At 65.6% G+C, this 21,110-nt stretch carries 19 protein-coding genes and 4 pseudogenes; 10 read left to right on the forward strand and 13 right to left on the reverse strand.

The window, feature by feature from the left end; all coding sequences use genetic code 11:
- Window positions 1–24: 24 nt before the first annotated feature.
- From atpD to R0D99_RS16180, 8 genes and pseudogenes are all read right to left on the reverse strand, one after another.
- Window positions 25–1,431, reverse strand: coding sequence for a F0F1 ATP synthase subunit beta (atpD, locus tag R0D99_RS16145; RefSeq protein ID WP_317749196.1), 1,407 nt, complete (start codon window positions 1,429–1,431; stop codon window positions 25–27).
- Between the two features lie 38 nt (window positions 1,432–1,469).
- Window positions 1,470–2,348: a F0F1 ATP synthase subunit gamma gene (gene atpG / locus R0D99_RS16150; protein ID WP_317749197.1), complete on the reverse strand. Its 879-nt coding sequence runs from the start codon at window positions 2,346–2,348 to the stop codon at window positions 1,470–1,472.
- 24 nt (window positions 2,349–2,372) lie between these two features.
- Window positions 2,373–3,933 (reverse strand): annotated as a pseudogene (gene atpA, locus R0D99_RS16155) (F0F1 ATP synthase subunit alpha).
- A 44-nt stretch (window positions 3,934–3,977) separates the two neighbouring features.
- Window positions 3,978–4,508: a F0F1 ATP synthase subunit delta gene (locus tag R0D99_RS16160; protein ID WP_317749198.1), complete on the reverse strand. Its 531-nt coding sequence runs from the start codon at window positions 4,506–4,508 to the stop codon at window positions 3,978–3,980.
- A 21-nt stretch (window positions 4,509–4,529) separates the two neighbouring features.
- Window positions 4,530–5,000 carry a F0F1 ATP synthase subunit B gene (locus R0D99_RS16165; protein WP_317749199.1) on the reverse strand — a complete coding sequence of 157 codons (471 nt, stop codon included), beginning with the start codon at window positions 4,998–5,000 and terminating at the stop codon, window positions 4,530–4,532.
- A 57-nt stretch (window positions 5,001–5,057) separates the two neighbouring features.
- Window positions 5,058–5,306: a F0F1 ATP synthase subunit C gene (atpE, locus tag R0D99_RS16170; RefSeq protein ID WP_293188624.1), complete on the reverse strand. Its 249-nt coding sequence runs from the start codon at window positions 5,304–5,306 to the stop codon at window positions 5,058–5,060.
- A 68-nt stretch (window positions 5,307–5,374) separates the two neighbouring features.
- Window positions 5,375–6,244 (reverse strand): F0F1 ATP synthase subunit A, encoded by an 870-nt coding sequence (gene atpB, locus R0D99_RS16175; RefSeq protein WP_317749200.1) that lies wholly within the window; start codon window positions 6,242–6,244, stop codon window positions 5,375–5,377.
- 11 nt (window positions 6,245–6,255) lie between these two features.
- Window positions 6,256–6,849 (reverse strand): ATP synthase subunit I, encoded by a 594-nt coding sequence (locus tag R0D99_RS16180; RefSeq protein WP_416365948.1) that lies wholly within the window; start codon window positions 6,847–6,849, stop codon window positions 6,256–6,258.
- A gap of 176 nt (window positions 6,850–7,025) precedes the next feature.
- On the opposite strand from R0D99_RS16180, the gene R0D99_RS16185 reads away from it, so the two are divergent.
- Together R0D99_RS16185 and R0D99_RS16190 are read left to right on the forward strand one after the other, a co-directional pair.
- Window positions 7,026–7,994, forward strand: coding sequence for an aminotransferase class IV (locus R0D99_RS16185; protein ID WP_416365949.1), 969 nt, complete (start codon window positions 7,026–7,028; stop codon window positions 7,992–7,994).
- The gene (locus R0D99_RS16190) at window positions 7,991–8,332 is read left to right on the forward strand and encodes a YbeD family protein (RefSeq protein ID WP_317749201.1); all 342 of its coding nucleotides are present in this window, start codon (window positions 7,991–7,993) and stop codon (window positions 8,330–8,332) included. The genes R0D99_RS16185 and R0D99_RS16190 overlap by 4 nt, the downstream gene beginning before the upstream one ends.
- A 94-nt stretch (window positions 8,333–8,426) precedes the next feature.
- Here the strand turns inward: R0D99_RS16190 and R0D99_RS16195 are convergent, their stop codons facing one another.
- Window positions 8,427–8,966 (reverse strand): O-acetyl-ADP-ribose deacetylase, encoded by a 540-nt coding sequence (locus tag R0D99_RS16195; protein WP_416366009.1) that lies wholly within the window; start codon window positions 8,964–8,966, stop codon window positions 8,427–8,429.
- A gap of 123 nt (window positions 8,967–9,089) precedes the next feature.
- Here R0D99_RS16195 and R0D99_RS16200 point away from each other — a divergent pair, with 123 nt between their 5' ends.
- The 3 genes from R0D99_RS16200 to lipA all read left to right on the forward strand — a co-directional run bounded on the left by R0D99_RS16200 (window position 9,090) and on the right by lipA (window position 12,196).
- On the forward strand, window positions 9,090–10,304 hold the full coding sequence (locus R0D99_RS16200) for a Fic family protein (protein ID WP_317749203.1): 1,215 nt from the start codon (window positions 9,090–9,092) through the stop codon (window positions 10,302–10,304).
- A gap of 74 nt (window positions 10,305–10,378) precedes the next feature.
- Complete coding sequence (lipB, locus tag R0D99_RS16205; RefSeq protein ID WP_317749204.1) at window positions 10,379–11,080, forward strand: lipoyl(octanoyl) transferase LipB; 702 nt, start codon at window positions 10,379–10,381, stop codon at window positions 11,078–11,080.
- Between the two features lie 117 nt (window positions 11,081–11,197).
- Window positions 11,198–12,196 carry a lipoyl synthase gene (lipA, locus tag R0D99_RS16210; protein WP_317749205.1) on the forward strand — a complete coding sequence of 333 codons (999 nt, stop codon included), beginning with the start codon at window positions 11,198–11,200 and terminating at the stop codon, window positions 12,194–12,196.
- An 82-nt stretch (window positions 12,197–12,278) separates the two neighbouring features.
- On the opposite strand, the gene R0D99_RS16215 is transcribed toward lipA, so the two are convergent.
- Complete coding sequence (locus tag R0D99_RS16215; protein ID WP_317749206.1) at window positions 12,279–12,746, reverse strand: MarR family transcriptional regulator; 468 nt, start codon at window positions 12,744–12,746, stop codon at window positions 12,279–12,281.
- A gap of 124 nt (window positions 12,747–12,870) precedes the next feature.
- On the opposite strand from R0D99_RS16215, the gene R0D99_RS16220 reads away from it, so the two are divergent.
- The 5 genes and pseudogenes from R0D99_RS16220 to R0D99_RS16240 all read left to right on the forward strand — a co-directional run bounded on the left by R0D99_RS16220 (window position 12,871) and on the right by R0D99_RS16240 (window position 18,257).
- Entirely contained in the window at window positions 12,871–13,959 is a 1,089-nt protein-coding gene (locus R0D99_RS16220; protein ID WP_317749207.1) for an aromatic ring-hydroxylating dioxygenase subunit alpha, read from the forward strand.
- Window positions 13,960–14,077: 118 nt separating this feature from the next.
- Window positions 14,078–15,431 (forward strand): annotated as a pseudogene (locus tag R0D99_RS16225) (MFS transporter).
- Entirely contained in the window at window positions 15,428–16,405 is a 978-nt protein-coding gene (locus R0D99_RS16230) for a PDR/VanB family oxidoreductase (RefSeq protein WP_317749208.1), read from the forward strand. Before R0D99_RS16225 ends, R0D99_RS16230 begins: the two are co-directional and overlap by 4 nt.
- 31 nt (window positions 16,406–16,436) lie before the next feature.
- Window positions 16,437–16,856, forward strand: a pseudogene (locus R0D99_RS16235) (radical SAM protein); the annotation flags it as partial.
- 513 nt (window positions 16,857–17,369) lie between these two features.
- Window positions 17,370–18,257, forward strand: a complete 888-nt coding sequence (locus tag R0D99_RS16240) for a DMT family transporter (RefSeq protein WP_317749209.1) — start codon at window positions 17,370–17,372, stop codon at window positions 18,255–18,257.
- A 74-nt stretch (window positions 18,258–18,331) separates the two neighbouring features.
- Here R0D99_RS16240 and ptsP read toward each other — a convergent pair whose 3' ends face one another.
- The 3 genes and pseudogenes from ptsP to R0D99_RS16255 all read right to left on the reverse strand — a co-directional run bounded on the left by ptsP (window position 18,332) and on the right by R0D99_RS16255 (window position 21,110).
- Window positions 18,332–20,080, reverse strand: coding sequence for a phosphoenolpyruvate--protein phosphotransferase (ptsP, locus tag R0D99_RS16245; protein WP_317749210.1), 1,749 nt, complete (start codon window positions 20,078–20,080; stop codon window positions 18,332–18,334).
- A gap of 344 nt (window positions 20,081–20,424) precedes the next feature.
- The gene (locus R0D99_RS16250) at window positions 20,425–20,694 is read right to left on the reverse strand and encodes an HPr family phosphocarrier protein (protein ID WP_317749211.1); all 270 of its coding nucleotides are present in this window, start codon (window positions 20,692–20,694) and stop codon (window positions 20,425–20,427) included.
- Window positions 20,663–21,110, reverse strand: a pseudogene (locus R0D99_RS16255) (PTS sugar transporter subunit IIA). The gene R0D99_RS16250 and the pseudogene R0D99_RS16255 overlap by 32 nt, the downstream one beginning before the upstream one ends.

Genomic DNA, 21,110 nt, shown 5'->3' on the forward strand with positions numbered 1-21,110 from the left:
TCGGGCTCCTGGTTCGGGGCCGCCTTAGGCCACCTTCTTGGCTTTTTCCATCGCTTCTTCGATGGTGCCGACCATGTAGAACGCCTGTTCCGGCATGGCATCGCACTCACCGTTGACGATCATCTTGAAGCCGTGGATGGTGTCCTTCAGCGACACGTACTTGCCGGGCGAGCCGGTGAACACTTCGGCCACGTGGAACGGCTGCGACAGGAAACGCTGGATCTTGCGCGCGCGGGCCACGGCCAGCTTGTCTTCGGGCGACAGTTCGTCCATGCCCAGAATGGCGATGATGTCGCGCAGTTCCTTGTAGCGCTGCAGCGTGCCCTGCACCTGGCGGGCAACGTTGTAGTGCTCTTCACCCACGACCAGCGGGTCAAGCTGGCGGCTGGTGGAGTCCAAGGGGTCCACGGCCGGGTAGATGCCCAGCGCGGCAATGTCACGCGACAGCACGACCGTGGAGTCCAGGTGGGCGAAAGTGGTGGCGGGCGACGGGTCGGTCAGGTCGTCGGCCGGCACGTACACGGCCTGGATCGACGTGATGGAGCCCACCTTGGTGGAGGTGATGCGCTCCTGCAGGCGGCCCATTTCCTCGGCCAGCGTCGGCTGGTAGCCCACGGCGGAAGGCATCCGGCCCAGCAGGGCGGACACTTCGGTACCGGCCAGCGTGTAGCGGTAGATGTTGTCGACGAAGAACAGCACGTCGCGGCCTTCGTCGCGGAACGATTCGGCAATCGTCAAGCCGGTCAGCGCCACGCGCAGGCGGTTGCCGGGCGGCTCGTTCATCTGGCCGTAGACCATGGCCACCTTGGATTCGGGCAGGTTGTCCAGCACGACGACCTTGGATTCGGCCATCTCGTGGTAGAAGTCGTTGCCCTCGCGGGTGCGCTCACCCACGCCGGCGAACACCGACAGGCCCGAGTGCGCCTTGGCGATGTTGTTGATGAGTTCCATCATGTTCACGGTCTTGCCGACGCCGGCGCCGCCGAAAAGACCCACCTTGCCGCCCTTGGCGAACGGGCAGATCAGGTCGATCACCTTGATGCCGGTTTCGAGCAGTTCCTGCGAGGGCGACAGCTCGTCGTAGCTGGGCGCCTTGCGGTGGATGGAGGCCATGTGCTCGCTGCTGACCGGGCCGCGCTCGTCAATCGGGTTGCCCAGCACGTCCATGATGCGGCCGAGCGTGGCGCGGCCCACCGGCACCTGGATGGGGTGGCCGGTGTTGTGCACCATGGTGCCGCGGCGCAGGCCGTCGGACGAGCCCAGCGCGATGGTGCGCACGATGCCGTCGCCCAGCTGCTGCTGCACTTCCAGCGTCAGTGCCGAGCCGTCCATCTTGAGCGCGTCGTACACCTTGGGCATCTGGTCGCGCGGGAATTCCACGTCGACCACGGCGCCGATGCACTGAACGATTTTTCCTTGAACTTGAGCCATGTGTTGCTCCAAATAACTTGATTCGGTTGTGATCGGGGTCAGACCGCCGCAGCGCCTGCCACGATTTCGGACAGTTCCTTGGTGATCGCCGCCTGCCGCGTCTTGTTGTAGACCAGCTTCAATTCGTTGATCACGTTGCCGGCGTTGTCGGTGGCGGCTTTCATGGCCACCATGCGCGCCGACTGCTCGGACGCCATGTTCTCGGCCACGGCCTGATAGACCAGCGCCTCCACGTAACGCACCAGCAGGTCGTCAATGACGGACTGCGCGTCAGGTTCGTAGATGTAGTCCCAGGCATGCTGCGTGCCACTGGCGCGCGTTTCTTCCTGCATCTTCTCGGCCGACAGGGGCAGCAACTGCTCGATCACCGCTTCCTGGCGCATCGTGTTGATGAAGCGCGTGTAGGCGATGTAGACAGCGTTCAGTTCGCCCTTCTCGTACTGGTCGAGCAGGGTCTTGACCGGACCGATCAGCTTGTCGAGGTGGGGCGTATCGCCCAGCTGCGTGGCCTGCGAGACCACCCTGGCGCCAATGCGCGACAGAAAGCCCAAGCCCTTGTTGCCAATGGCCACCGCCTCGGTCGCGACACCTGCAGCCTGCATCTCGCGCAGGCGGGTGGTCACCGCGCGCAGCACGTTGGTGTTCATGCCGCCGCACAGGCCCTTGTCGGTGGTCACCACGATGACGCCCGCCTTCTTGACGTCGTTGGACTTCATGAAGGGGTGAACGTACTCGGGGTTGGCTTCACCGAGGTGGGCCGCGATGTTGCGCACTTTCTCGGCATACGGGCGGGCCGAGCGCATGCGATCCTGCGCCTTGCGCATCTTGCTCGCGGCCACCATTTCCATGGCCTTGGTGATCTTCTTGGTGTTTTCCACCGATTTGATCTTGCCGCGAATTTCCTTGCCGACTGCCATAGTGTGTTTCCTCCGGACGAAGGATCAGGCGAAGGACTTCTTGAAGGCTTCGATGGCGGACGTGAGTTCGGCCTCGGCGTCCTTGTCCTTGTCGAGCGCCTTGCCGCCTTCCATCTTTTGAAGCAGGGCGGCGTGCTTGTCCTTCAGGTAACCGTGCAGGCCCTGCTCGAACGGCAGGATGCGCTTGACGTCCACGTCGTCCATGAAGCCCTTGTTGACCGCGAACAGCGTGGCGGCCATCAGGCTGATGGGCAGCGGGCTGTACTGCGGCTGCTTGAGCAGTTCGGTCACGCGTGCACCACGGTCCAGCTGCTTCTTGGTGGCCGCGTCCAGGTCGGACGCGAACTGCGCGAAGGCGGCCAGTTCACGGTACTGCGCCAGGTCGGTACGGATACCGCCGGACAGCTTCTTGATCAGGTCGGTCTGCGCCGCACCCCCCCACGCGAGACACCGAGATACCGGCGTTGATGGCGGGACGGATACCGGCGTTGAACAGGCTGGTTTCCAGGAAGATCTGACCGTCGGTGATCGAAATCACGTTGGTCGGCACGAAAGCGGACACGTCGCCGGCCTGCGTTTCGATGATGGGCAGCGCGGTCAGCGAGCCGGTCTTGCCCTTGACTTCACCCTTGGTGAAGGCCTCGACGTAGTCGGCGTTGACGCGCGCGGCGCGCTCCAGCAGACGGCTGTGCAGGTAGAACACGTCGCCAGGGTAGGCTTCGCGGCCCGGCGGGCGGCGCAGCAGCAGCGACACCTGGCGATACGCCACGGCCTGCTTGGACAGGTCGTCGTAAATGATCAGCGCGTCTTCGCCGCGGTCGCGGAAGTATTCGCCCATCGTGCAGCCCGAGTAGGCCGCCACGTACTGCATGGCCGCCGATTCAGACGCCGAGGCGGCCACGACGATGGTGTATTCCATGGCGCCGTACTGCTCCAGCGCGCGCACCACGTTCTTGATGGACGACGCCTTCTGGCCGATGGCGACGTACACGCAGGTCATGTTCTGACCCTTCTGGTTGATGATCGCGTCGATCGCCACCGCCGTCTTGCCGGTCTGGCGGTCGCCAATGATCAGCTCGCGCTGGCCACGGCCAATCGGCACCATCGAGTCGATCGACTTCAGGCCGGTCTGCACCGGCTGGCTGACCGACTGGCGCGCAATCACGCCCGGCGCAACCTTCTCGATCACGTCGGTCATCTTGGCGTTGATCGGGCCCTTGCCGTCGATCGGCTGGCCCAGCGCGTTGACCACGCGGCCAACCAGTTCGGGGCCGACGGGCACTTCCAGGATGCGGCCCGTGCACTTGACGGTGTCGCCTTCCGAGATGTGCTCGTACTCGCCCAGAATCACGGCGCCGACGGAGTCGCGCTCGAGGTTCAGCGCCAGGCCGTAGGTGGGCTGGCCGTCGGCCGTGGCTGGAAATTCCAGCATCTCGCCCTGCATCGCGTCGGACAGGCCGTGGATGCGCACAATGCCGTCGGTCACCGACACCACGGTGCCCTGGTTGCGCACGTCGGCGCTGACGCCCAGGCCCTCGATGCGGCTCTTGATCAGTTCGGAAATCTCGGTGGGATTGAGTTGCATGACTCGTTCCTTGTCCTAAAAGTGTTCGCGGTCCCGCGACCGCGTCAGGCGGTCAGGGCCATCTTCATTTGTTCGAGGCGCGCCTTGACCGAAGTGTCCAGCACTTCGTCACCCACCACCACGCGCACACCGCCGATGAGCGACGGGTCCGTTTGCTGCGATGCGTTCAGCTTGCGGCCGAAACGCTGCTCCAGCGTGGCGATCAGGCTGGCCATGTCGGCATCGCTGATCGGGAACGCGGTGTACACCACTGCGTCCGACGAGCCGCCCACCGCGTTGGCGAGTTGACGGTATTGCCGCGCCACCTCGGGCAGGGCAGCCAGGCGATCGTTGTCGATCACGGTGCGCAGGAAGTTCACGCCGCGCTCGGGCAACGGCGCCTTCAGCACGCTGGTCACGACCTGGAAGACCTGGCCCGCGTCAACCTTGGGGTTGGCGGCGAACTGCAACAGCTGCGCGTTGCCCGCGGCCGCGGCCAGACCGTCCAGCCAGCCCTGCGTGGCGCCCAGCTCGCTGCGGGACGTCTGGAAGAGCGCCTCGGCGTAGGGACGGGCGATGGTGGCGAGTTCTGCCATGATCGTTTCTCCGCTTGCGCCTTACAGCTCGGTCTTCAGGCGCGTCAGCAGATCGGCGTGCACGGCAGGATTGACTTCCTTGCGCAGGATCTGTTCGGCACCCTTGACCGCCAGCTGGGCCACCTGGTCGCGCAAGGCTTCGCGCGCCTGGATGGTCTGCTGCTCGGCTTCGGCCTTGGCGGAAGCGATGATCTTGGCGCCCTCTTCGCTGGCGCGGACCTTGGCTTCTTCGATGATGGCCTGACCACGGCGCTCGGCGTCGGCAAGGCGCTGTGCGTTCTCGTTGCGCGAGGTGGCCAGCTCCTGTTCGACCCGCTTGTTGGCGGCTGCCAACTCGCTCTTGGCCTTGTCGGCGGCTGCCAGACCATCGGCAATTTTCTGGGCCCGCTCATCCAGCGCCCTGGCGATCGGGGGCCACACGAACTTCATCGTGAACCACACCAGAATCGCGAACACGATCATCTGGACAAACAGGGTTGCGTTGATGCTCACGGCAACACCCTTTCTCTCAAGTTAAACACGTTATCCGGCAAAGGACGCCAGCGACGTTTACTTGAGGACGAAGGGGTTGGCGAAGGCGAACATCATCGCGATACCGACACCGATCAGGAAGGCGGCGTCGATCAGACCGGCCAGCAGGAACATCTTGGTCTGCAGTTCGTTCATCAGCTCGGGCTGACGGGCGGCGGATTCGAGGTACTTGCTGCCCATGATGCCGATGCCGATACAAGCGCCGACAGCGCCCAGGCCAATGATCAGACCAGCAGCCAGAGCGACGAGGCCGAGTACTTGTTCCATTTGAATGCTCCTGTTGAAGAAAGGTGAGGTTGGTTAAAGGAAAAGGAAAGCGAAAACCGAGGCGGCGATCAGTGCGCGTCGTGCGCCTGGCCGATGTACACCAGCGCCAGCATCATGAAAATGAAGGCTTGCAGCGTGATGATCAGGATGTGGAAGATGGCCCAGATGGTGCCGGCCAGCACATGACCGACCGGCAGCAGGATGCCCGACATGGACGCCGCTGCGGCGCCGCCCATCAGCGCGATCAGCATGAACACCAGTTCGCCCGCGTACATGTTGCCGAACAGTCGCATGCCGTGCGACACCGTCTTGGCGGCGAATTCGATCAGCTGCATGATGAAGTTCACCGGCCACAGCAGGGGGTGTGCGCCAAACGGGGCGGTGAACAGCTCGTGCACCCAGCCGCCAGCACCCTTGATCTTGATGTTGTAGTACAGGCACATCAGCAGCACCGAGATCGACATGCCCAGCGTGGTGGACAGGTCGGCCGTGGGCACGACGCGCATGTAGGCATGGTGTGGATCGCCGCCGCGCACGCCGGTGAACCATTCCCAGATCTTGGGCAGCAGGTCGACCGGCAGCAGGTCCATGGCGTTCAGCAGGAAGATCCAGACGAACACGATGAGCGCCAGCGGGGCCACGACCTTGCGGCTTTCGGCGTTGTGAATGATGGCCTTGGCCTGGTTGTCGACCATCTCGAACAGGAATTCGACCGCGGCCTGGAAACGCCCCGGCACGCCGGAGGTGGCGTTCTTGGCGGCCTTGTAGAGCAGCCAGCAGCCAACGATGCCGATCAGCACCGACCAGATGATGGAGTCGATGTTGTAGACGCCGAAGTCGATCACGCCCTTCATGGGGCGGTTCTGCCAGTGCGCCAGGTGGTGGACGATGTATTCGCCAGCGGAGGGGCCGTGGGAAGCAGCGGTTTCAGCACTCATCTCGATTCACGTCACTTGTCAGAGGCGCCGCGCGCCGTGTCAGCGCGCGTTGCCGTGGATCCCGCCCGGGTGGTGCGCAGACTCATCCGCATCAGCGCCACCCAGTACACCTGAACCGCCACCACCAAACCCACCAGCATGGCCGGCCAGCTTAGCTGTGCAACCAGTCGCGGCGCTGCAATCAGCAACCCGATGGTCATGGCGATCTTCACCAACTCCCAAAGAAACAGGTTCAGCAGGGCAGCCCCCGAAGTGGGAGCCGGCCGCCCTACCGTGCTGCGCAGAAACAGCGCTGCCGGCAGAACCACCGCCAGCGCGCCATAGGCCGCCGACCATGCCGCGGGTGCGCTGCCCGAATAGAGCCACACACCGACCGCTGCCAGCGCCCCTGCGAGCACCTGCACCAGCCACACACGCCACAAAGACCCTTGCGGATGTCTGGCCCGCCATGCACGCGCCTCGTCGGCGCTCAGCGGGACAAACGCCTCCTCGGCCGCTTGTTCTGATTCCTCTTTCCTTGCACTTGCGGCCGGTTCCGGGCGCTTGGGCAGTGTGATGTTCGTTCTTTCAACTGACACTGCGTTGACGCTCAGATACGACTGCAAAAAACCGGCTGATTATACGTAGAAACCCCTGCCCGTTTCCCCGCGGGCGCCGTGCATCGCCCAGCGGGCCGCGTCAAGTTCAAAATGCATAGCTTGTCAGGCACGTCCTACAAGGGCTTGGGCACTGCATCACGCGCGCGTCGCCCTTTCACGACAGGGCGGTGAAGTGCGCCACAATGGTCGCTTCCCACGCCAATGCACTCCTTCGCGCCATGATCGACACCACGCACCTGCCGCCCCTGCCGTGCTATGTGAGCGGCGACTACACCACGCTGCCCGAAGCGCGCATTTCGCCGCTGGACCGCGGCTTCATCTTTGGCGACGGGGTGTACGAAGGCATCTCCTTCTACGGCCGGCCGGGCCAGGCGCCGCGCCCGTTCCGCTTTGCGCAGCACATGGCGCGGCTGGAGCGCAGCCTGGCCGAAACGCGCATCCCCAACCCGCACACGCCGCAGCAGTGGCTGCAGATTGCTAACGAATTGATAGCTAGACATCCTGACGTGGCCAGCGCAGATGGCGGAAATGATGCCCAGCCTGCGCCGACCGACTGGTTCTACTACTTCCAGGTCACGCGCGGCGTGGCCTTGCGCGACCACCCGATGCTGCCAGACCTGACGCCCACCGTGTTCGCCACCTGCCTGCCGATGAAGCCGCCCACGCCCGAGCAGCGCGCCCGCGGCGTGGCCTGCGTCACGGCGGACGACTTCCGCTGGCAGAAGGCGCACATCAAGTCGATCAGCCTGCTGGGCGCCGTGTTCTCGCGGCAGATCAGCTTCGAGCAGGGCGCGCTGGAGACGGTGATGTTCCGCGACGGATTCCTGAGTGAAGCCGCCGCCAGCAACGTGTGGGTGGTGAAAAACGGCGTGGTCATGGGCCCGCCCAAGGACAATCTGGTGCTCGAGGGCATCCGCTATGGCGCAATTGCTGATCTGTGCGCGCAAGCGGGCATCGGCTTCGAGCTGCGCCGCATTCCGCGCGCCGAGGTGCTGGCCGCCGATGAGCTGATGCTGTCGTCGGCCACCAAGGAGGTGCTGCCCATCACCACGCTCGACGGCCAGCCGGTTGGAAGCGGCGCGCCCGGCCCCATCTACCAGAAGCTGTACGCCGCCTACCAACGCGCCAAGGACGCCCTTTTCACCGCATGACTGCCCCACCCCCCGCCCCCGCCGCGCCGTCCGCCAGCAACGGCGCCTTCACGCCCGACCCCAGCCCGACCGATCTGCGCAAGGAATCGCTCATCGAATACCCCAGCGCCTTCCCGATCAAGGTGATGGGCGCCAAGGTCGATGGCTTCGTGCACGCGGTGACCGAAGTCGCCCGCCAGTTCGACCCCACCTTCGACGTCAGCACCATCGAGCTGCGCGAGAGCGAAAAAGGCAACTACCTGGGCGTGACCATCACCGTCACCGCCACCAGCCGCGAGCAGCTCGACAACCTGTACCGCGCCCTGACCAGCCACCCGATGGTCAAGGTGGTGCTGTAGCCGGCGCTTTGGGACTATGGGTCCGTCACCCCGCTGCGCTGCGCTGCATCTGCGCAGATAGCTCTTGAATTAATAGCGACCACGGACGCGGCGGTCATGCCGCAGCTTGCCCGCCGGCCGCCAGTGCGCGCTGCAGCTGCGCCAGATCGCCGGACGAGAAGCAGCAGAACAGCACCTCGTCCACGGCACCCGCGTGCGCCACCAGCGCGGCGCGCACCGCCGCCACCGCCACCGGCGCCGCCTGCGCGATGGGGTAGCCGTACACCCCCGTGCTGATGCTCGGAAACGCCAGCGTGCGCGCCCCCACGCGCACCGCCTCCTCGATGGACCGGCGATAGCACGCGGCCAGCAAGGCCGGCTCATCGGCGCCGCCTCCCTGCCACACCGGCCCCACGGTGTGAATCACCCATGTCGCCGGCAGGCGGTAGCCGCGCGTCGTCCTGGCGTCACCCGTGTGGCACCCACCCAGCAGGCGGCATTCCGCCAGCAGCTCAGGCCCCGCCGCACGATGAATCGCCCCGTCCACCCCGCCACCGCCCAGCAGCGACGCGTTGGCGGCGTTGACGATGGCGTCCACCGCCAGCGTAGTGATGTCGGCTTGCACCGCGCGCAGCACCGTGGCGCCACATTGCACAGACAACATGCTGTTCATAATGACAGTTCCTGTTGGCGATCGGTTTTCATAAGCCGTCTTGACGCCCAGGTTTAAGAAAATTCAAGCAGGTTTTTTTTATAAAATGCGCGCCTCGGCTTGCTTATGAAAACTTCGCCCATCCCATCCAGCCCACGTGCCGGGCGTTATGTGCAGCAGCCCAGCGGCTACCGCGCCTTTCTGCCCGAACCGCTGCCGCCCGCGCCGCCCATCGCCTACGACGGCGAATTGCTGACGCTGCTGTCCGACGCCGACCGCGACGTCGCCCGGCTGGACGCCCTGGCTGACCTGCTGCCCAACCCTGATTTGTTCGTGGGCATGTACGTGCGGCACGAAGCCGTGCTTTCGTCGCAGATCGAAGGCACACAGAGCACGCTCGAAGACGTCCTCGCCTTTGAGGCCGAACCCAGCCACAACGATACCCCGCGCGACGTGGAAGAGGTCGTCAACTATGTGCGCGCCATGAATCATGGCCTCGCGCGGCTGGCCGACGGCTTCCCGTTAAGCCTGCGCCTGATCCGCGAAATCCATGCCGAGCTGATGCACGGTGGCGCTGGCAAGGTGCGCGGCGGCGAAAAAACCCCCGGCGAATTCCGCCGCTCGCAAGACTGGATCGGCGGTGCCGGCAGCACGCTGGCCACCGCCGCTTTCGTGCCCCCGCCTCCGCACGCGCTGATGGACGCGCTCGGCGCGCTGGAACATTTTCTGCACCACGGCCGCGCCGACACGCCCTTGCTCATCCGCTGCGGGCTGGCGCACGCGCAGTTCGAGACCATTCACCCGTTTCTCGACGGCAACGGCCGCGTCGGCCGCCTGCTCATCACCCTGCTGCTGTGCGAAGCCGGCGCGCTGACGCGGCCGCTGCTGTATCTGTCGGTGTTTCTCAAGGCGCACCGCGCCGAGTATTACGACCGCCTCACCGCCATCCGCGCGCACGGCCATTGGGAGCCGTGGCTCAAGTTCTTTCTGCGCGGCGTGGGCAACACCGCGCGCGCCGCCACCCGCACCGCCAAGGACATCATCACCCTGCGCGACGCGCACCGCGCCGCCGTGGCCAACCAGGCGCGCGCGCTGGCCCTCATCGACCACCTGCTGCGCCAGCCCCTGACCAGCGCCAAGGCCACCGCCCGCGCCATCGGCTGCACCCCGCCGACCGCCGTGCGCCTGCTGCAAGACTTTGAAAAGCGCGGCTGGGTGCGCGAAATCACTGGCCAGGAGCGCAACCGACAATACCGCTACCAGCCTTACGTCGACCTGTTCCGCCGCGAATCGGTGGAAAGCGCCTTTGACCTTCCCGTCCACCTCGTGGCGGCCACGTGACCCATGCCCTCCATCCACAACGACCCCGACGCGACTGGCAAAAGCCTTGCGCAGCCACAGCATGCGGCGCTGACATGAGCATGGATGTTCACTCGCTCGGCCGCGTCGACTACGCCGCCACCTTCCACGCCATGAAGGATTTTTTGTCCCAGCGCTTGCCAGATGAGCGCGAGCAGCTATGGATTTGCGAGCATTCACCGGTCTTCACGCTGGGCCTGGCGGGGCGGCCTGAGCATGTGCTGGCGCCGGGTGACATCCCCGTGGTGCAGACGGATCGCGGCGGGCAGGTCACCTACCACGGCCCGGGGCAGGTGGTGGCCTATCCGTTGATCGACCTGCGCCCGCGCGGCATCTTCGTCAAGGAATACGTGTGGCGGCTGGAAGAAGCCGTGATCCGCACGCTGGGACACTTTGGCGTGACGGGCCACCGCGTGGGCGGGGCGCCGGGCATTTACGTGCGGCTGGATGACCCCTTCAGCCACGCCGTGCTGGCGCAGAAGCCGCAGCGGCGCGAACCCGGCTCGCCCGCGCCGCAGCCGGATTTCACGGGTCTCGGCAAGATCGCCGCCTTGGGCATCAAGGTCAGCAACCACCGCGCCTACCACGGCGTGGCGCTCAATGTGGCGATGGACCTGGAGCCCTTTGCCCGCATCAACCCTTGTGGCTATGCGGGCTTGAAAACGGTTGATCTTTCTACAATCGGTGTTTCGGCTTCATGGGATGAGGCCGCCCACGAACTGGCCGCGCAGCTGCAGCGGCTTCTGGCGATTTCCTGAACGCGAAGGGCGTCAAGGTGTCGCCAACGCCGCCAAGAGACATTCACCAGGGCTTGTTCTGCGCCCTTTGCGAGACCTTTGCGGCCTCAGCGTTCAAAAATTGAGAATCAAGACACCATGACCCAATCCATCGGCCCCCACGCCCCCACCGTGCGCGAGGCGCAGCCCGCCGAAACCTACGACGCGACCGCCAAGCAGAAAGCCGGCGCCAAGCTGAGCCGCATTCCGGTCAAGGTGCAGAACGACGGTCCGGCGCTGAAAAAGCCAGACTGGATTCGCGTCAAAGCCGGCTCCAGCAGCACGCGCTTCTACGAGATCAAGGACATCCTGCGCCAGAACAAGCTGGTGACGGTGTGCGAAGAGGCCAGCTGCCCCAACATCGGCGAATGCTTCGGCCACGGGACGGCCACTTTCATGATCATGGGCGACAAGTGCACGCGCCGTTGCCCGTTCTGCGACGTGGGCCACGGCCGGCCCGACCCGCTGGACGTGAATGAGCCGGTGAACCTGGCCAACACCATTGCGCAGCTGAAGCTGAAGTACGTTGTCATCACCAGCGTGGACCGCGACGACCTGCGCGACGGCGGCAGTCAGCACTTTGTCGATTGCATCCGCGAGACGCGCGCACGCTCGCCGCAGACGCAGATCGAAATCCTGACGCCCGATTTCCGCGGCCGCGACGACCGCGCGCTCGAAATTCTGAAAGCCGCGCCGCCCGACGTGATGAACCACAACCTGGAGACGGTGCCGCGCCTGTACAAGGAAGCGCGCCCGGGCAGCGACTATGCCTTCAGCCTCAACCTGCTGAAAAAGTTCAAGGCGCTGCACCCCGACGTGCCCACCAAGAGCGGCCTGATGGTCGGCCTGGGTGAGACCGACGAGGAGATTCTGGAAGTGATGCGCGACTTGCGCGCGCACGGCGTGGACATGCTCACCATCGGCCAGTACCTGGCGCCCAGCAACGCGCACCTGTCGGTCAAGCGCTACGTGCACCCCGACACCTTCAAGATGTTCGAGCGGGAGGCGTATGCCATGGGCTTTACCCACGCGGCCGTGGGCGCCATGGTGCGCTCCAGCTACCACGCAGACAAGCAGGCGCAGGCGGCGGGGGTCTGACCGCGCAGCAAGTGAGGCGCTTGATCGGCTACATCGGATTCGAACGTGAATCCTGCTGAGCCCGTGCCGGCCCGGGCAGCCTTCAGTCCTTTGCCGGCACGGTGCTCAGTTCCTCGTTGGCGTCGACGAGCAGTTGCATGATTCGCATGAGATGCTTGGCGTCCGCTGGGCTGAGCGTGGCCAACAACCGATCCTGAGATTTCACCACGCGCGGCAGAAGCTGGGCCAGCATCTCTCTGCCTTCCTCAGTCGGTTCAATCAGTCTTGAGCGTCGGTCGTTTGGCGCCACAGTCCGCACGACCAGTCCGCGCGCCTCCAGCCTATCCAGCACGCCCACGATCGTCGAAGTATCGATTCCGATCGTGGCAGCCAGCGTTTTCTGGTCGATGCCTGGCTTGTTGTTCAGAGCCTGCAAGGTCGAGTACTGGATCGGGGTCACTCGAAACTCCTGTATCTCTTGCGCGAACAAGGCAACCGCCAATTGATGCACGCGCCGCGCAAGATGGCCCGGCAGGCGCTGCAGGTCCAGTTTATTTTTCGCGACGCTCATCAACAACCTTTCTCCGGGAAAACCCGAATTCTAATCACCCAAATAATTTGTACGCTGATGATATCTATTGTCATTATTTGACAACATACGATTTGCTCATCCATCAGCCCCAAGGAAAAAACTCATGAACTGGCTCCAAAACGCCTGGTATGTCGCAGGCTTTTCTCACGAACTGAACGACGGCGCGGTTGTCGCCCGCCGTCTGTTGGACACGCCTGTGGTGCTCATGCGCCATTCTGACGGCCGCGTGGCTGCGCTGGAGGACTTGTGCCCCCATCGCTTGTTGCCGCTGTCGGCGGGTACGCGTGTGGGCGACGAACTGCAATGCGGCTACCACGGCATGCGCTTCTCGGTTGAAGGCGCGTGCACGCTGGCGCCCGGCCAGGAACTCATCCCCAAGCAGGCGTGTGTGCGCCGCTTTCCGCTGGTCGAGCGCCACGGCCTGCTGTGGCTCTGGCCCGGCAAAGCCGACGCCGACCCGGCGCTGATCCCCGACATCCGCTGGAATGACGACCCCGATTGGGCCTGCTCGCGCGGCTATCACCACATGAAAGCCGACTTTCGTCTATCGGTGGACAACCTCATGGACCTGGGGCACGAAAGCTGGGTGCACCTGCGCACGATCGGGCAGAACGAAGAGGAATGCATTCCAAGCTATCCAGCCAAGACCAGCGTTCTGGGCGAAGGCCTGCTACAAGCGCACCGCGAAATGCCCAACATCGACGCGCCGCCCTTTTTCGCCATGGTGCTCGACCATGAGGGCCGCATCAACCGCTGGCAAACCGCCGTCTATCTGGCGCCATCCACATGCATGACGGACTTTGGCGTCTACCCCGTCGACGCCTCTCCCGACGACGCCTATCGCAGCCACGTGCTTCACCTCTTGACGCCGGAAACCGAGACCAGCACACACTACTTCTGGTCCGTGGCGCGCAACCGCCGTCTGGACGACGAAGCACTTACCCAGTCGGTCTGCCAAGCGATCGCTCAGACCTTCGACGAAGACGCAGTGGTCTTGGAGCTCCAGCAGAAACAGTTGCAGACCTATGGCGGTGTCGTGCCCCGCGTGGCGCTCCGCGTCGACGAGGCACCCATTCGCGCGCGACGCATGCTCGCTGCGCTGATTCAGCACGAAGAGCAGGACGCCGGTTTTACCTACCGGCCGCAGCTGATGATCGAAGACACCACCCCTGAGCTCTCGATGGTGGCCTGAGGACTGTTCCCGCACCCCTCGACAGACCGCCCTTGACCACCCTGCCAGTGCGCGTGGACCTCCCACGGACTATGCACCGCGCGCGAGCGCCAACGCACTGCATTCCGGATCACTTTCGATGAACACCAACCTACAACGGTCGTTAGACAACGGCCCCATGAGTCGTTTCCAATGGATCGCGATCGCCATCTGCGTCATGCTCAACGCGCTCGATGGATTCGACGTCCTGGTCATGGCTTTTACCGCGGCCAGCGTCTCGGCCGAATGGAAGCTCAACGGTGCCCAACTGGGCATGCTTTTCAGTGCCGGGCTGTTTGGCATGGCTGCCGGCTCGGTCGCGCTGGCCCCGCTGGCGGATCGCTGGGGTCGTCAGCGGGTGACGCTGCTGAGTCTGGTGCTGATCAGCGTCGGCATGGTTCTCTCGGGTTTCGCCAGCAGTGTCAACCAGTTGGCCCTGATGCGCGCCGTCACAGGCCTGGGCATCGGCGGCATGCTCGCCAGCGTTACGGTAATCATCGGCGAATACTCGTCCGCGAAGTGGCGCAGCACCAACATCGCGCTCTACACCGCAGGTTACCCGCTGGGCGCCACGCTGGGCGGCTTGGGCGCCGCGTGGCTGCTGCAACACGATGGATGGCGCTCCGTCTTCATTGCTGGGGGCATCGCGACGGCAGCGATGATTCCGATTGTCTGGTTGCGCCTGCCCGAGTCGGTGGACTATCTTCTGACGCGCCGACCGCCCGATGCCCTGGCGCGCATCAATCGCCTCCTGCGCCAGATCGGGCACGCGCCGCTACCGCAATTGCCCACGCAGACGACCGCCTCCACGGTGGAACGGGGCAACGTCATCGTCGGGCTGTTTAGGCACGGCCTCGCACGCAATACGCTAATGGTCTGGGCGGCCTTCTTCCTGCTGATGTTCAGCTTCTACTTTGCCCTGAGTTGGACGCCCAAGCTGCTGGTCACGGCTGGGCTATCGACCACCCAGGGCATCACGGGCGGAGTGCTGCTCAATCTGGGGGGGCATCGTGGGCGGCGTTCTCTTCGGCGCGCTCGCGGTACGCGTTCGACTTGCGAAGCTCACCGCGTTCAGCCTGCTCATGTCGGCGCTGGCGATGGCGGCATTCGCGATCGGGTCGGGCGCACTGAGCACAGCGTTTGCGGCCGCGTTCGCGATCGGCGTGTTCCTCTTTGGCGCCATGGCAGGGCTCTATGGCGTGGCGCAGGCTGCCTATCCGGCCGCACTCCGGGGAACTGGCGTTGGCTATGCCATTGGCGTCGGGCGACTGGGCGCCATTCTCGCGCCCATGATGGCCGGCCTGCTGCTCGACGGCGGCTGGAAGCCTGCCGGCCTCTACTACACCTTCGCGCTACCGCTGATCCTGGGTGCGGTGGCGGTGATGCTGGCCGCGGCGGGGCGCGCAGCGACGGATAAGGCTGGCATCGACGAGATTGATGGGGTGACGTCGTGAGCAGCCCGGTCCAGGAGCTTCGCGTGCTGGTTGCGCGCAAGACTGTCGAAGCCGTGGACATCTGCGGCTTGGAACTCGTCGCAGCAGAGGGGCAATCGCTGCCGCCTTTCTCCGCCGGATCGCATGTCGACGTTCATCTGGGCGACGGCCTGGTGCGCCAATATTCGCTGTGCAACGACCCGTCGGAGCAGCACCGCTACCAACTGGCCGTGCTGCGCGACCCGGCTTCGCGTGGGGGCTCAAGCGCCGTGCATGCCCGCGTGAAAGAAGGCGACACGCTGCGCATTAGCGTGCCGCGCAACCACTTTGCCCTCGCGCATGAAGCGCGCCAGCATCTGCTGCTGGCTGGTGGCATCGGCGTCACGCCGATCCTGTGCATGGCCGAGCGCCTCGCCACCATGAACGCCGAGTTCCGCATGCACTACGCATCGCGCTCACCTGACCGCACCGCCTTCTTGGACCGCATCCGTCGCGCTTCGTTCGCCCATCGGGTCGACTTCCACTTCGACAACGGCGATGCCACTCAGAAACTGGACTTGCCCGTTGTGCTAGCCAAGCCAACACCCCACACTCACCTCTACGTTTGCGGACCGCAAGGCTTTATGAGCGCAGTGCTCGACACCGCACGGGCGCAGGGCTGGAGCGAGACACAGCTGCACTGGGAGTTCTTCGCCGCCGAAACCAACGCCGCACCCCGCAGTGGTGACGAGGCGTTCGAGGTGCAGCTGGCCAGTTCGGGTCGCGTGATTTGCGTCCCTGCTGACCAGACCGTGACGCAGGCGCTGGCCCTGGCCAGCGTGGCTGTTCCGGTGTCGTGCGAGCAGGGTGTGTGCGGCACCTGCCTCACGCGCGTGCTTTCGGGCACGCCCGACCACCGCGACATGTACCTCACCCCAGCCGAACAAGCGCTGAACGACCAGTTCACGCCCTGCTGCTCGCGTGCGAGGTGCAAGCGCCTAGTGCTCGATCTGTAACGGTTCACGGTCGCCAGACCGCGCGCTGTAGATTCTGAAAGCCGCGCCGCCCGACGTGATGAACCACAACCTGGAGACGGTGCCGCGCCTGTACAAGGAAGCGCGCCCGGGCAGCGACTATGCCTTCAGCCTCAACCTGCTGAAAAAGTTCAAGGCGCTGCACCCCGACGTGCCCACCAAGAGCGGCCTGATGGTCGGCCTGGGTGAGACCGACGAGGAGATTCTGGAAGTGATGCGCGACTTGCGCGCGCACGGCGTGGACATGCTCACCATCGGCCAGTACCTGGCGCCCAGCAACGCGCACCTGTCGGTCAAGCGCTACGTGCACCCCGACACCTTCAAGATGTTCGAGCGGGAGGCGTATGCCATGGGCTTTACCCACGCGGCCGTGGGCGCCATGGTGCGCTCCAGCTACCACGCAGACAAGCAGGCGCAGGCGGCGGGGGTGTAAACCGGCTTTACCCGTGCGTCAACTGCGGTAATTGCGTCCTACACGCGCTGCGTCATCGCACTGACATACGCGGGCCGCGAGCGGGCCTACAGTCGATACCAAGGTGATCGAGAAACCTTCCAGACAAGTCGCAAGACCCGTCAGCCAGGAATCAAAGCCACCTTCCTTCAGCAACCCGAAGACCAGCATCCAGCGGTTCCGAATCTCAAACGGCGTCAAAGCCCGATGACGGACGAACCAAGGAAGTACGGACGAGGCGAGCAGAAGGTAAGACTGACATTCCGAGGCGTCTTCAAGACAACTTGAAATGACGGTCCGGCAGGAAAGGACGTTTGAACACGCTCGTTGAACCTGTGTCAATGTGGCAGTCTGACTGAAGATCCAGCCAAACAAGCGCCCACTTCGGTGGGCGCTTTCCTTTGTGCGCCTGTTTTTCCGTGCGAGTCGGGCTGCGCCACGGCGCGTCCGGTTCGACCGCCAACGCGGCTCATCCCCGACTATGATGCGCGGCCCATGCCCGCCGCCCGTTCACACACCGCCACCGCCAACCTGCTGGCGCTTGCCACCATCGCCTTGTGGGCCAGTCTGGCTGCGCTGGGCACGGCGCTGGCGCATGTGCCGCCGTTTCTGCTGACCGGGCTGGGGCTGCTGGCGGGCAGCGTGATCGCGCTGCCGCTGGTGCGCTTTGACGTGCGGCGGCTGGCCGTGGCGCCGCGCGCGCTGGCGCTGGGCGTGTACGGGCTGTTCGGCTACCACTTTCTGCTGTTCACCGCGCTGCAACTGGCGCCGCCGGTCGAGGCCAATCTGGTCAACTACCTGTGGCCGCTCGGCATCGTGCTGATGGCGCCGATGCTGCTGCCGGGCGTGCGCCTGAGCGCGGCGCATGTGCTGGCGGCATTCGTGGGGCTGGCGGGCGCGGCGATCGCGATCCTGGGGCGCGGCGCGGCCAGCCCGGCCGCGGGCGGCCACCCCATGGCCGCCGTGGGCTTTGCCGCCGCGGCCGGCGCGGCCTTCATCTGGTCAAGCTATTCGCTGCTGACCAAGCGGCTGACGCTGACGGGCCAGCCCTTTCCCACCGCGGCCATAGGCACCTTCGGACTGGTGTCGGGCCTGCTGTCGCTGGGGTGCCATGCGCTGCTGGAGCCGAGCGTGAGCCTGTCGGCGCGCGACGGCCTGCTGATCGCCGCGCTGGGCCTGGGGCCTCTGGGCGGTGCGTTCTTTTTGTGGGACGCGGCGCTGAAGCTGGGCGACGCGCGCCAGATCGGCGTGCTGAGCTACCTCACGCCGCTGCTGTCCACCTTGATCCTGCTGTGGACGACCGGGCGGCCGCTCAGCTGGAACATCGGGCTGGCCACCGCGCTGATTCTGGGCGCGGCGGTGGCGGGCACGCGGGCGCGCTGATTGCTACCATAAGCATAGCTACAGACGAAGATTAGATCAGCGCAAACGCGCGATTCAACTGATTTCTTGCACCGTCACACGGCCAGCAACGCCGCTGGCTCGTCGCTGTCCAGCACGCTCTGCGCCCAGGCCGTCAGCTTGTCGGTGTCGGCGCGCAGGATTTCCTGCTTCACGGCCAGGATCTGCGACGGGTGCATCGAGAAGCTGCGCAGCCCCAGGCCGAGCAGCAGGCGCGTCATGGTCGGGTCGCCCGCCATTTCGCCGCACACGCTGACCGGCTTGCCCTGGCGCGCGCCTTCGGCAATGGTGTCGGCCAGCAGCCGCAGCACGGCGGGGTGCAGCTGGTCGTACAGGTGCGCCACCGACTCGTCGGCGCGGTCAATGGCCAGCGTGTACTGGATCAGGTCGTTGGTGCCGACCGACAGGAAGTCGAAGTGCCGCAAGAACAGCCGCAGCGACAGCGCCGCCGCCGGCACCTCGATCATGGCGCCCAGCGTGACGGGGCCGTGCACCTGGCCGCGCTGGTCGAGCTGCGCGCGCGCCTTGTCGATCATCTCCAGCGTCTGGCGGATTTCGCTGGCGTGCGCCAGCATGGGCACCAGCAGATGCACCCGCCCATGCGCCGCGGCGCGCAGGATGGCGCGCAGCTGGGTGAGGAACATGGCTGGCTCGGCCAGGCTCCAGCGGATGGCGCGCAGGCCCAGCGCAGGGTTCAGGTGCGTGTCGGCGCGCCGGTCGTCCAGCGGCTTGTCGGCGCCGATATCGATGGTGCGGATGGTGACGGGCAGGCCCATCATGCCCTCGACGGCGGCGCGGTAGGCGGCGTACTGTTCTTCCTCATCGGGCAGCTTGCCCTCGCGCCCCATAAACAGGAATTCGGACCGGAACAACCCCACGCCGACCGCGCCCACGCCCAGCGCCAGCGCGGTGTCGGCCGGCTGCTCGATGTTGGCCAGCAGCTCGACGCGCTGGCCGTCCAGCGTGACGGCGGGCGTGTTCTTCAGGCGCGCCAGGCGGCCGCGCTCCAGCTCGCCCTGGCGCTGCTTGAAGCCGTATTCGGCCAGGATGATGGGCGACGGGTCGACGATCATCACGCCGGCGTCGCCGTCGATGATGACCCAGTCGTCCTGCCGCACCAGGTGGCTGGCCGAGCGCGCGCCCACCACGGCGGGAATGTCCATGCTGCGCGCCACGATGGCGGTGTGGCTGGTCTTGCCGCCGACGTCGGTGACGAAGCCGGCGAACACGCTCTTCTTGAACTGCAGCATGTCGGCCGGCGACAAATCGTGCGCCACCAGCACCAGCGGCACGTCCTGCGTGTCGCCCAGGCCCAGCTCGTGCTGACGGGCCGGGCGCGGCGGCGGCGCGGCAACGGGCGTGGCCGCGCCCTTCATGTGCAGCAGCACGCGCTCGACCACCTGCTCCAGGTCGGCCTTGCGCTCGCGCAGGTACGGATCCTCCATCTCGTCGAACTGCCGCACCAGCACCTCGAGCTGGCTGACCAGCGCCCATTCGGCGTTGTACAGCCGCTCCTTGATCCAGCGACGGATTTCATACGCCAGCGCCTCGTCCTGCAGCAGCATCAGGTGCACGTCCAGCATCGCCGCCAGCTCGGGCGGCGCGTCGCGCGGCATGGTGGCCTGCAGGCGCTGCAGTTCGTCGATGACGGCATTGCGCGCCACGCGCAGACGCTCGATCTCGGCCTTGATCTGGTCCGGCTCGATGAAGTAGTGCGCCACGTCCACCCGGCTCGACGCCACCAGCACCGCGCGCCCAATGGCGATGCCACGGGCAACCGGCAGGCCGTGGATGGAGAAGGTCACGCGGCGTTCCTCATGGCGCGCTCCCTGTCGATGCCGCGCAGCGTGGCAAGCGCCGACGAAACTTTCACCGTCATTCCCGCGAAGGCGGGAATCCATGGGCGTATGCGGTGCACGACGCTCAATGACAGGCGAGGCGCCGCATGGATTCCCGCCTTCGCGGGAATGACGGCGGTGGACGAAGCAGCACGCGACTCGAACGAATCACCGCCACCACCGGCCTGCGCAGCAAGGCCCCCCCAAAGGCCGCGGAGCAGGCCGCGCGCGGACGCCGTGGCCGGGGTTTCCCCGGCCACCAGCGTCGTCCCCCCTCCGGGGGGAAGGCGCGCAGCGCCTCAGGGGGGAGCTCATCCCCCTTCTCCGAACTTGTCCGCAATCAGCGCCAGCAGCGCGTCCATCGCCTCCTGCTCCTGCGGGCCGTTGGTTTCCAGCGTGACCTGGCTGCCGATGCCGGCGGCCAGCATCATCACGCCCATGATGCTCTTGGCGTTGACGCGGCGCTCGCCCTTGGACATCCACACCTCGCACGGAAAGCTGCCGGCCAGCTTGGTCAGCTTGGCCGAGGCGCGGGCGTGCAGGCCCAGCTTATTGCTGATGGTCGTTTCGTTCTTGATCATTCGGGGCTCGTCGATTCTGGTTTTGCGGCGCCGTGGGGGGTGACCGGCATGGCGCCCTGCACGCCGCCGGCCAGCGCGCGCTGGGCCATGCTGTCCAGCGGCTCGGCGCGGTAGCTGAGCGCGCGCAGCAGCATCGGCAGGTTGACCCCCGCGATCAGCCGCGCGTCGGCGCCGTCGACCAGGCGCTGCGCCACGTTGCACGGCGTGGCGCCAAACACGTCGGCCAGCACCAGCGCCGGGCGCCCGCCCAGTGCGGCCAGCGCGGCACGGGCCTGCGCCAGCGTGTCCTCGGGCGCGGCGCTGGCGGCAACGTCCAGCACGCCGATGTCGCTGCCAGCGTCCGGAAAGACATGCAGTGCCGCGTCGCGCAAGGCGCTGGCGAGCGGCGCGTGGGCCATCAGCAGGACAACGTTCAT

Source organism: Ottowia sp. SB7-C50 (genome assembly GCF_033110285.1).
Classification (GTDB): Bacteria; Pseudomonadota; Gammaproteobacteria; order Burkholderiales; family Burkholderiaceae_C; genus Ottowia.

What these genes read in the sequence shown, in the direction of transcription:
- atpD (WP_317749196.1), bottom strand. Translation starts at nt 1,431, where the DNA reads ATGGCTCAAGTTCAAGGAAAAATCGTTCAGTGCATCGGCGCCGTGGTC.
- atpG (WP_317749197.1), bottom strand. Translation starts at nt 2,348, where the DNA reads ATGGCAGTCGGCAAGGAAATTCGCGGCAAGATCAAATCGGTGGAAAAC.
- R0D99_RS16160 (WP_317749198.1), bottom strand. Translation starts at nt 4,508, where the DNA reads ATGGCAGAACTCGCCACCATCGCCCGTCCCTACGCCGAGGCGCTCTTC.
- atpE (WP_293188624.1), bottom strand. Translation starts at nt 5,306, where the DNA reads ATGGAACAAGTACTCGGCCTCGTCGCTCTGGCTGCTGGTCTGATCATT.
- atpB (WP_317749200.1), bottom strand. Translation starts at nt 6,244, where the DNA reads ATGAGTGCTGAAACCGCTGCTTCCCACGGCCCCTCCGCTGGCGAATAC.
- R0D99_RS16185 (WP_416365949.1), top strand. Translation starts at nt 7,026, where the DNA reads ATGGTCGCTTCCCACGCCAATGCACTCCTTCGCGCCATGATCGACACC.
- R0D99_RS16190 (WP_317749201.1), top strand. Translation starts at nt 7,991, where the DNA reads ATGACTGCCCCACCCCCCGCCCCCGCCGCGCCGTCCGCCAGCAACGGC.
- R0D99_RS16200 (WP_317749203.1), top strand. Translation starts at nt 9,090, where the DNA reads ATGAAAACTTCGCCCATCCCATCCAGCCCACGTGCCGGGCGTTATGTG.
- lipB (WP_317749204.1), top strand. Translation starts at nt 10,379, where the DNA reads ATGAGCATGGATGTTCACTCGCTCGGCCGCGTCGACTACGCCGCCACC.
- lipA (WP_317749205.1), top strand. Translation starts at nt 11,198, where the DNA reads ATGACCCAATCCATCGGCCCCCACGCCCCCACCGTGCGCGAGGCGCAG.
- R0D99_RS16215 (WP_317749206.1), bottom strand. Translation starts at nt 12,746, where the DNA reads ATGAGCGTCGCGAAAAATAAACTGGACCTGCAGCGCCTGCCGGGCCAT.
- R0D99_RS16220 (WP_317749207.1), top strand. Translation starts at nt 12,871, where the DNA reads ATGAACTGGCTCCAAAACGCCTGGTATGTCGCAGGCTTTTCTCACGAA.
- R0D99_RS16240 (WP_317749209.1), top strand. Translation starts at nt 17,370, where the DNA reads ATGCCCGCCGCCCGTTCACACACCGCCACCGCCAACCTGCTGGCGCTT.
- R0D99_RS16250 (WP_317749211.1), bottom strand. Translation starts at nt 20,694, where the DNA reads ATGATCAAGAACGAAACGACCATCAGCAATAAGCTGGGCCTGCACGCC.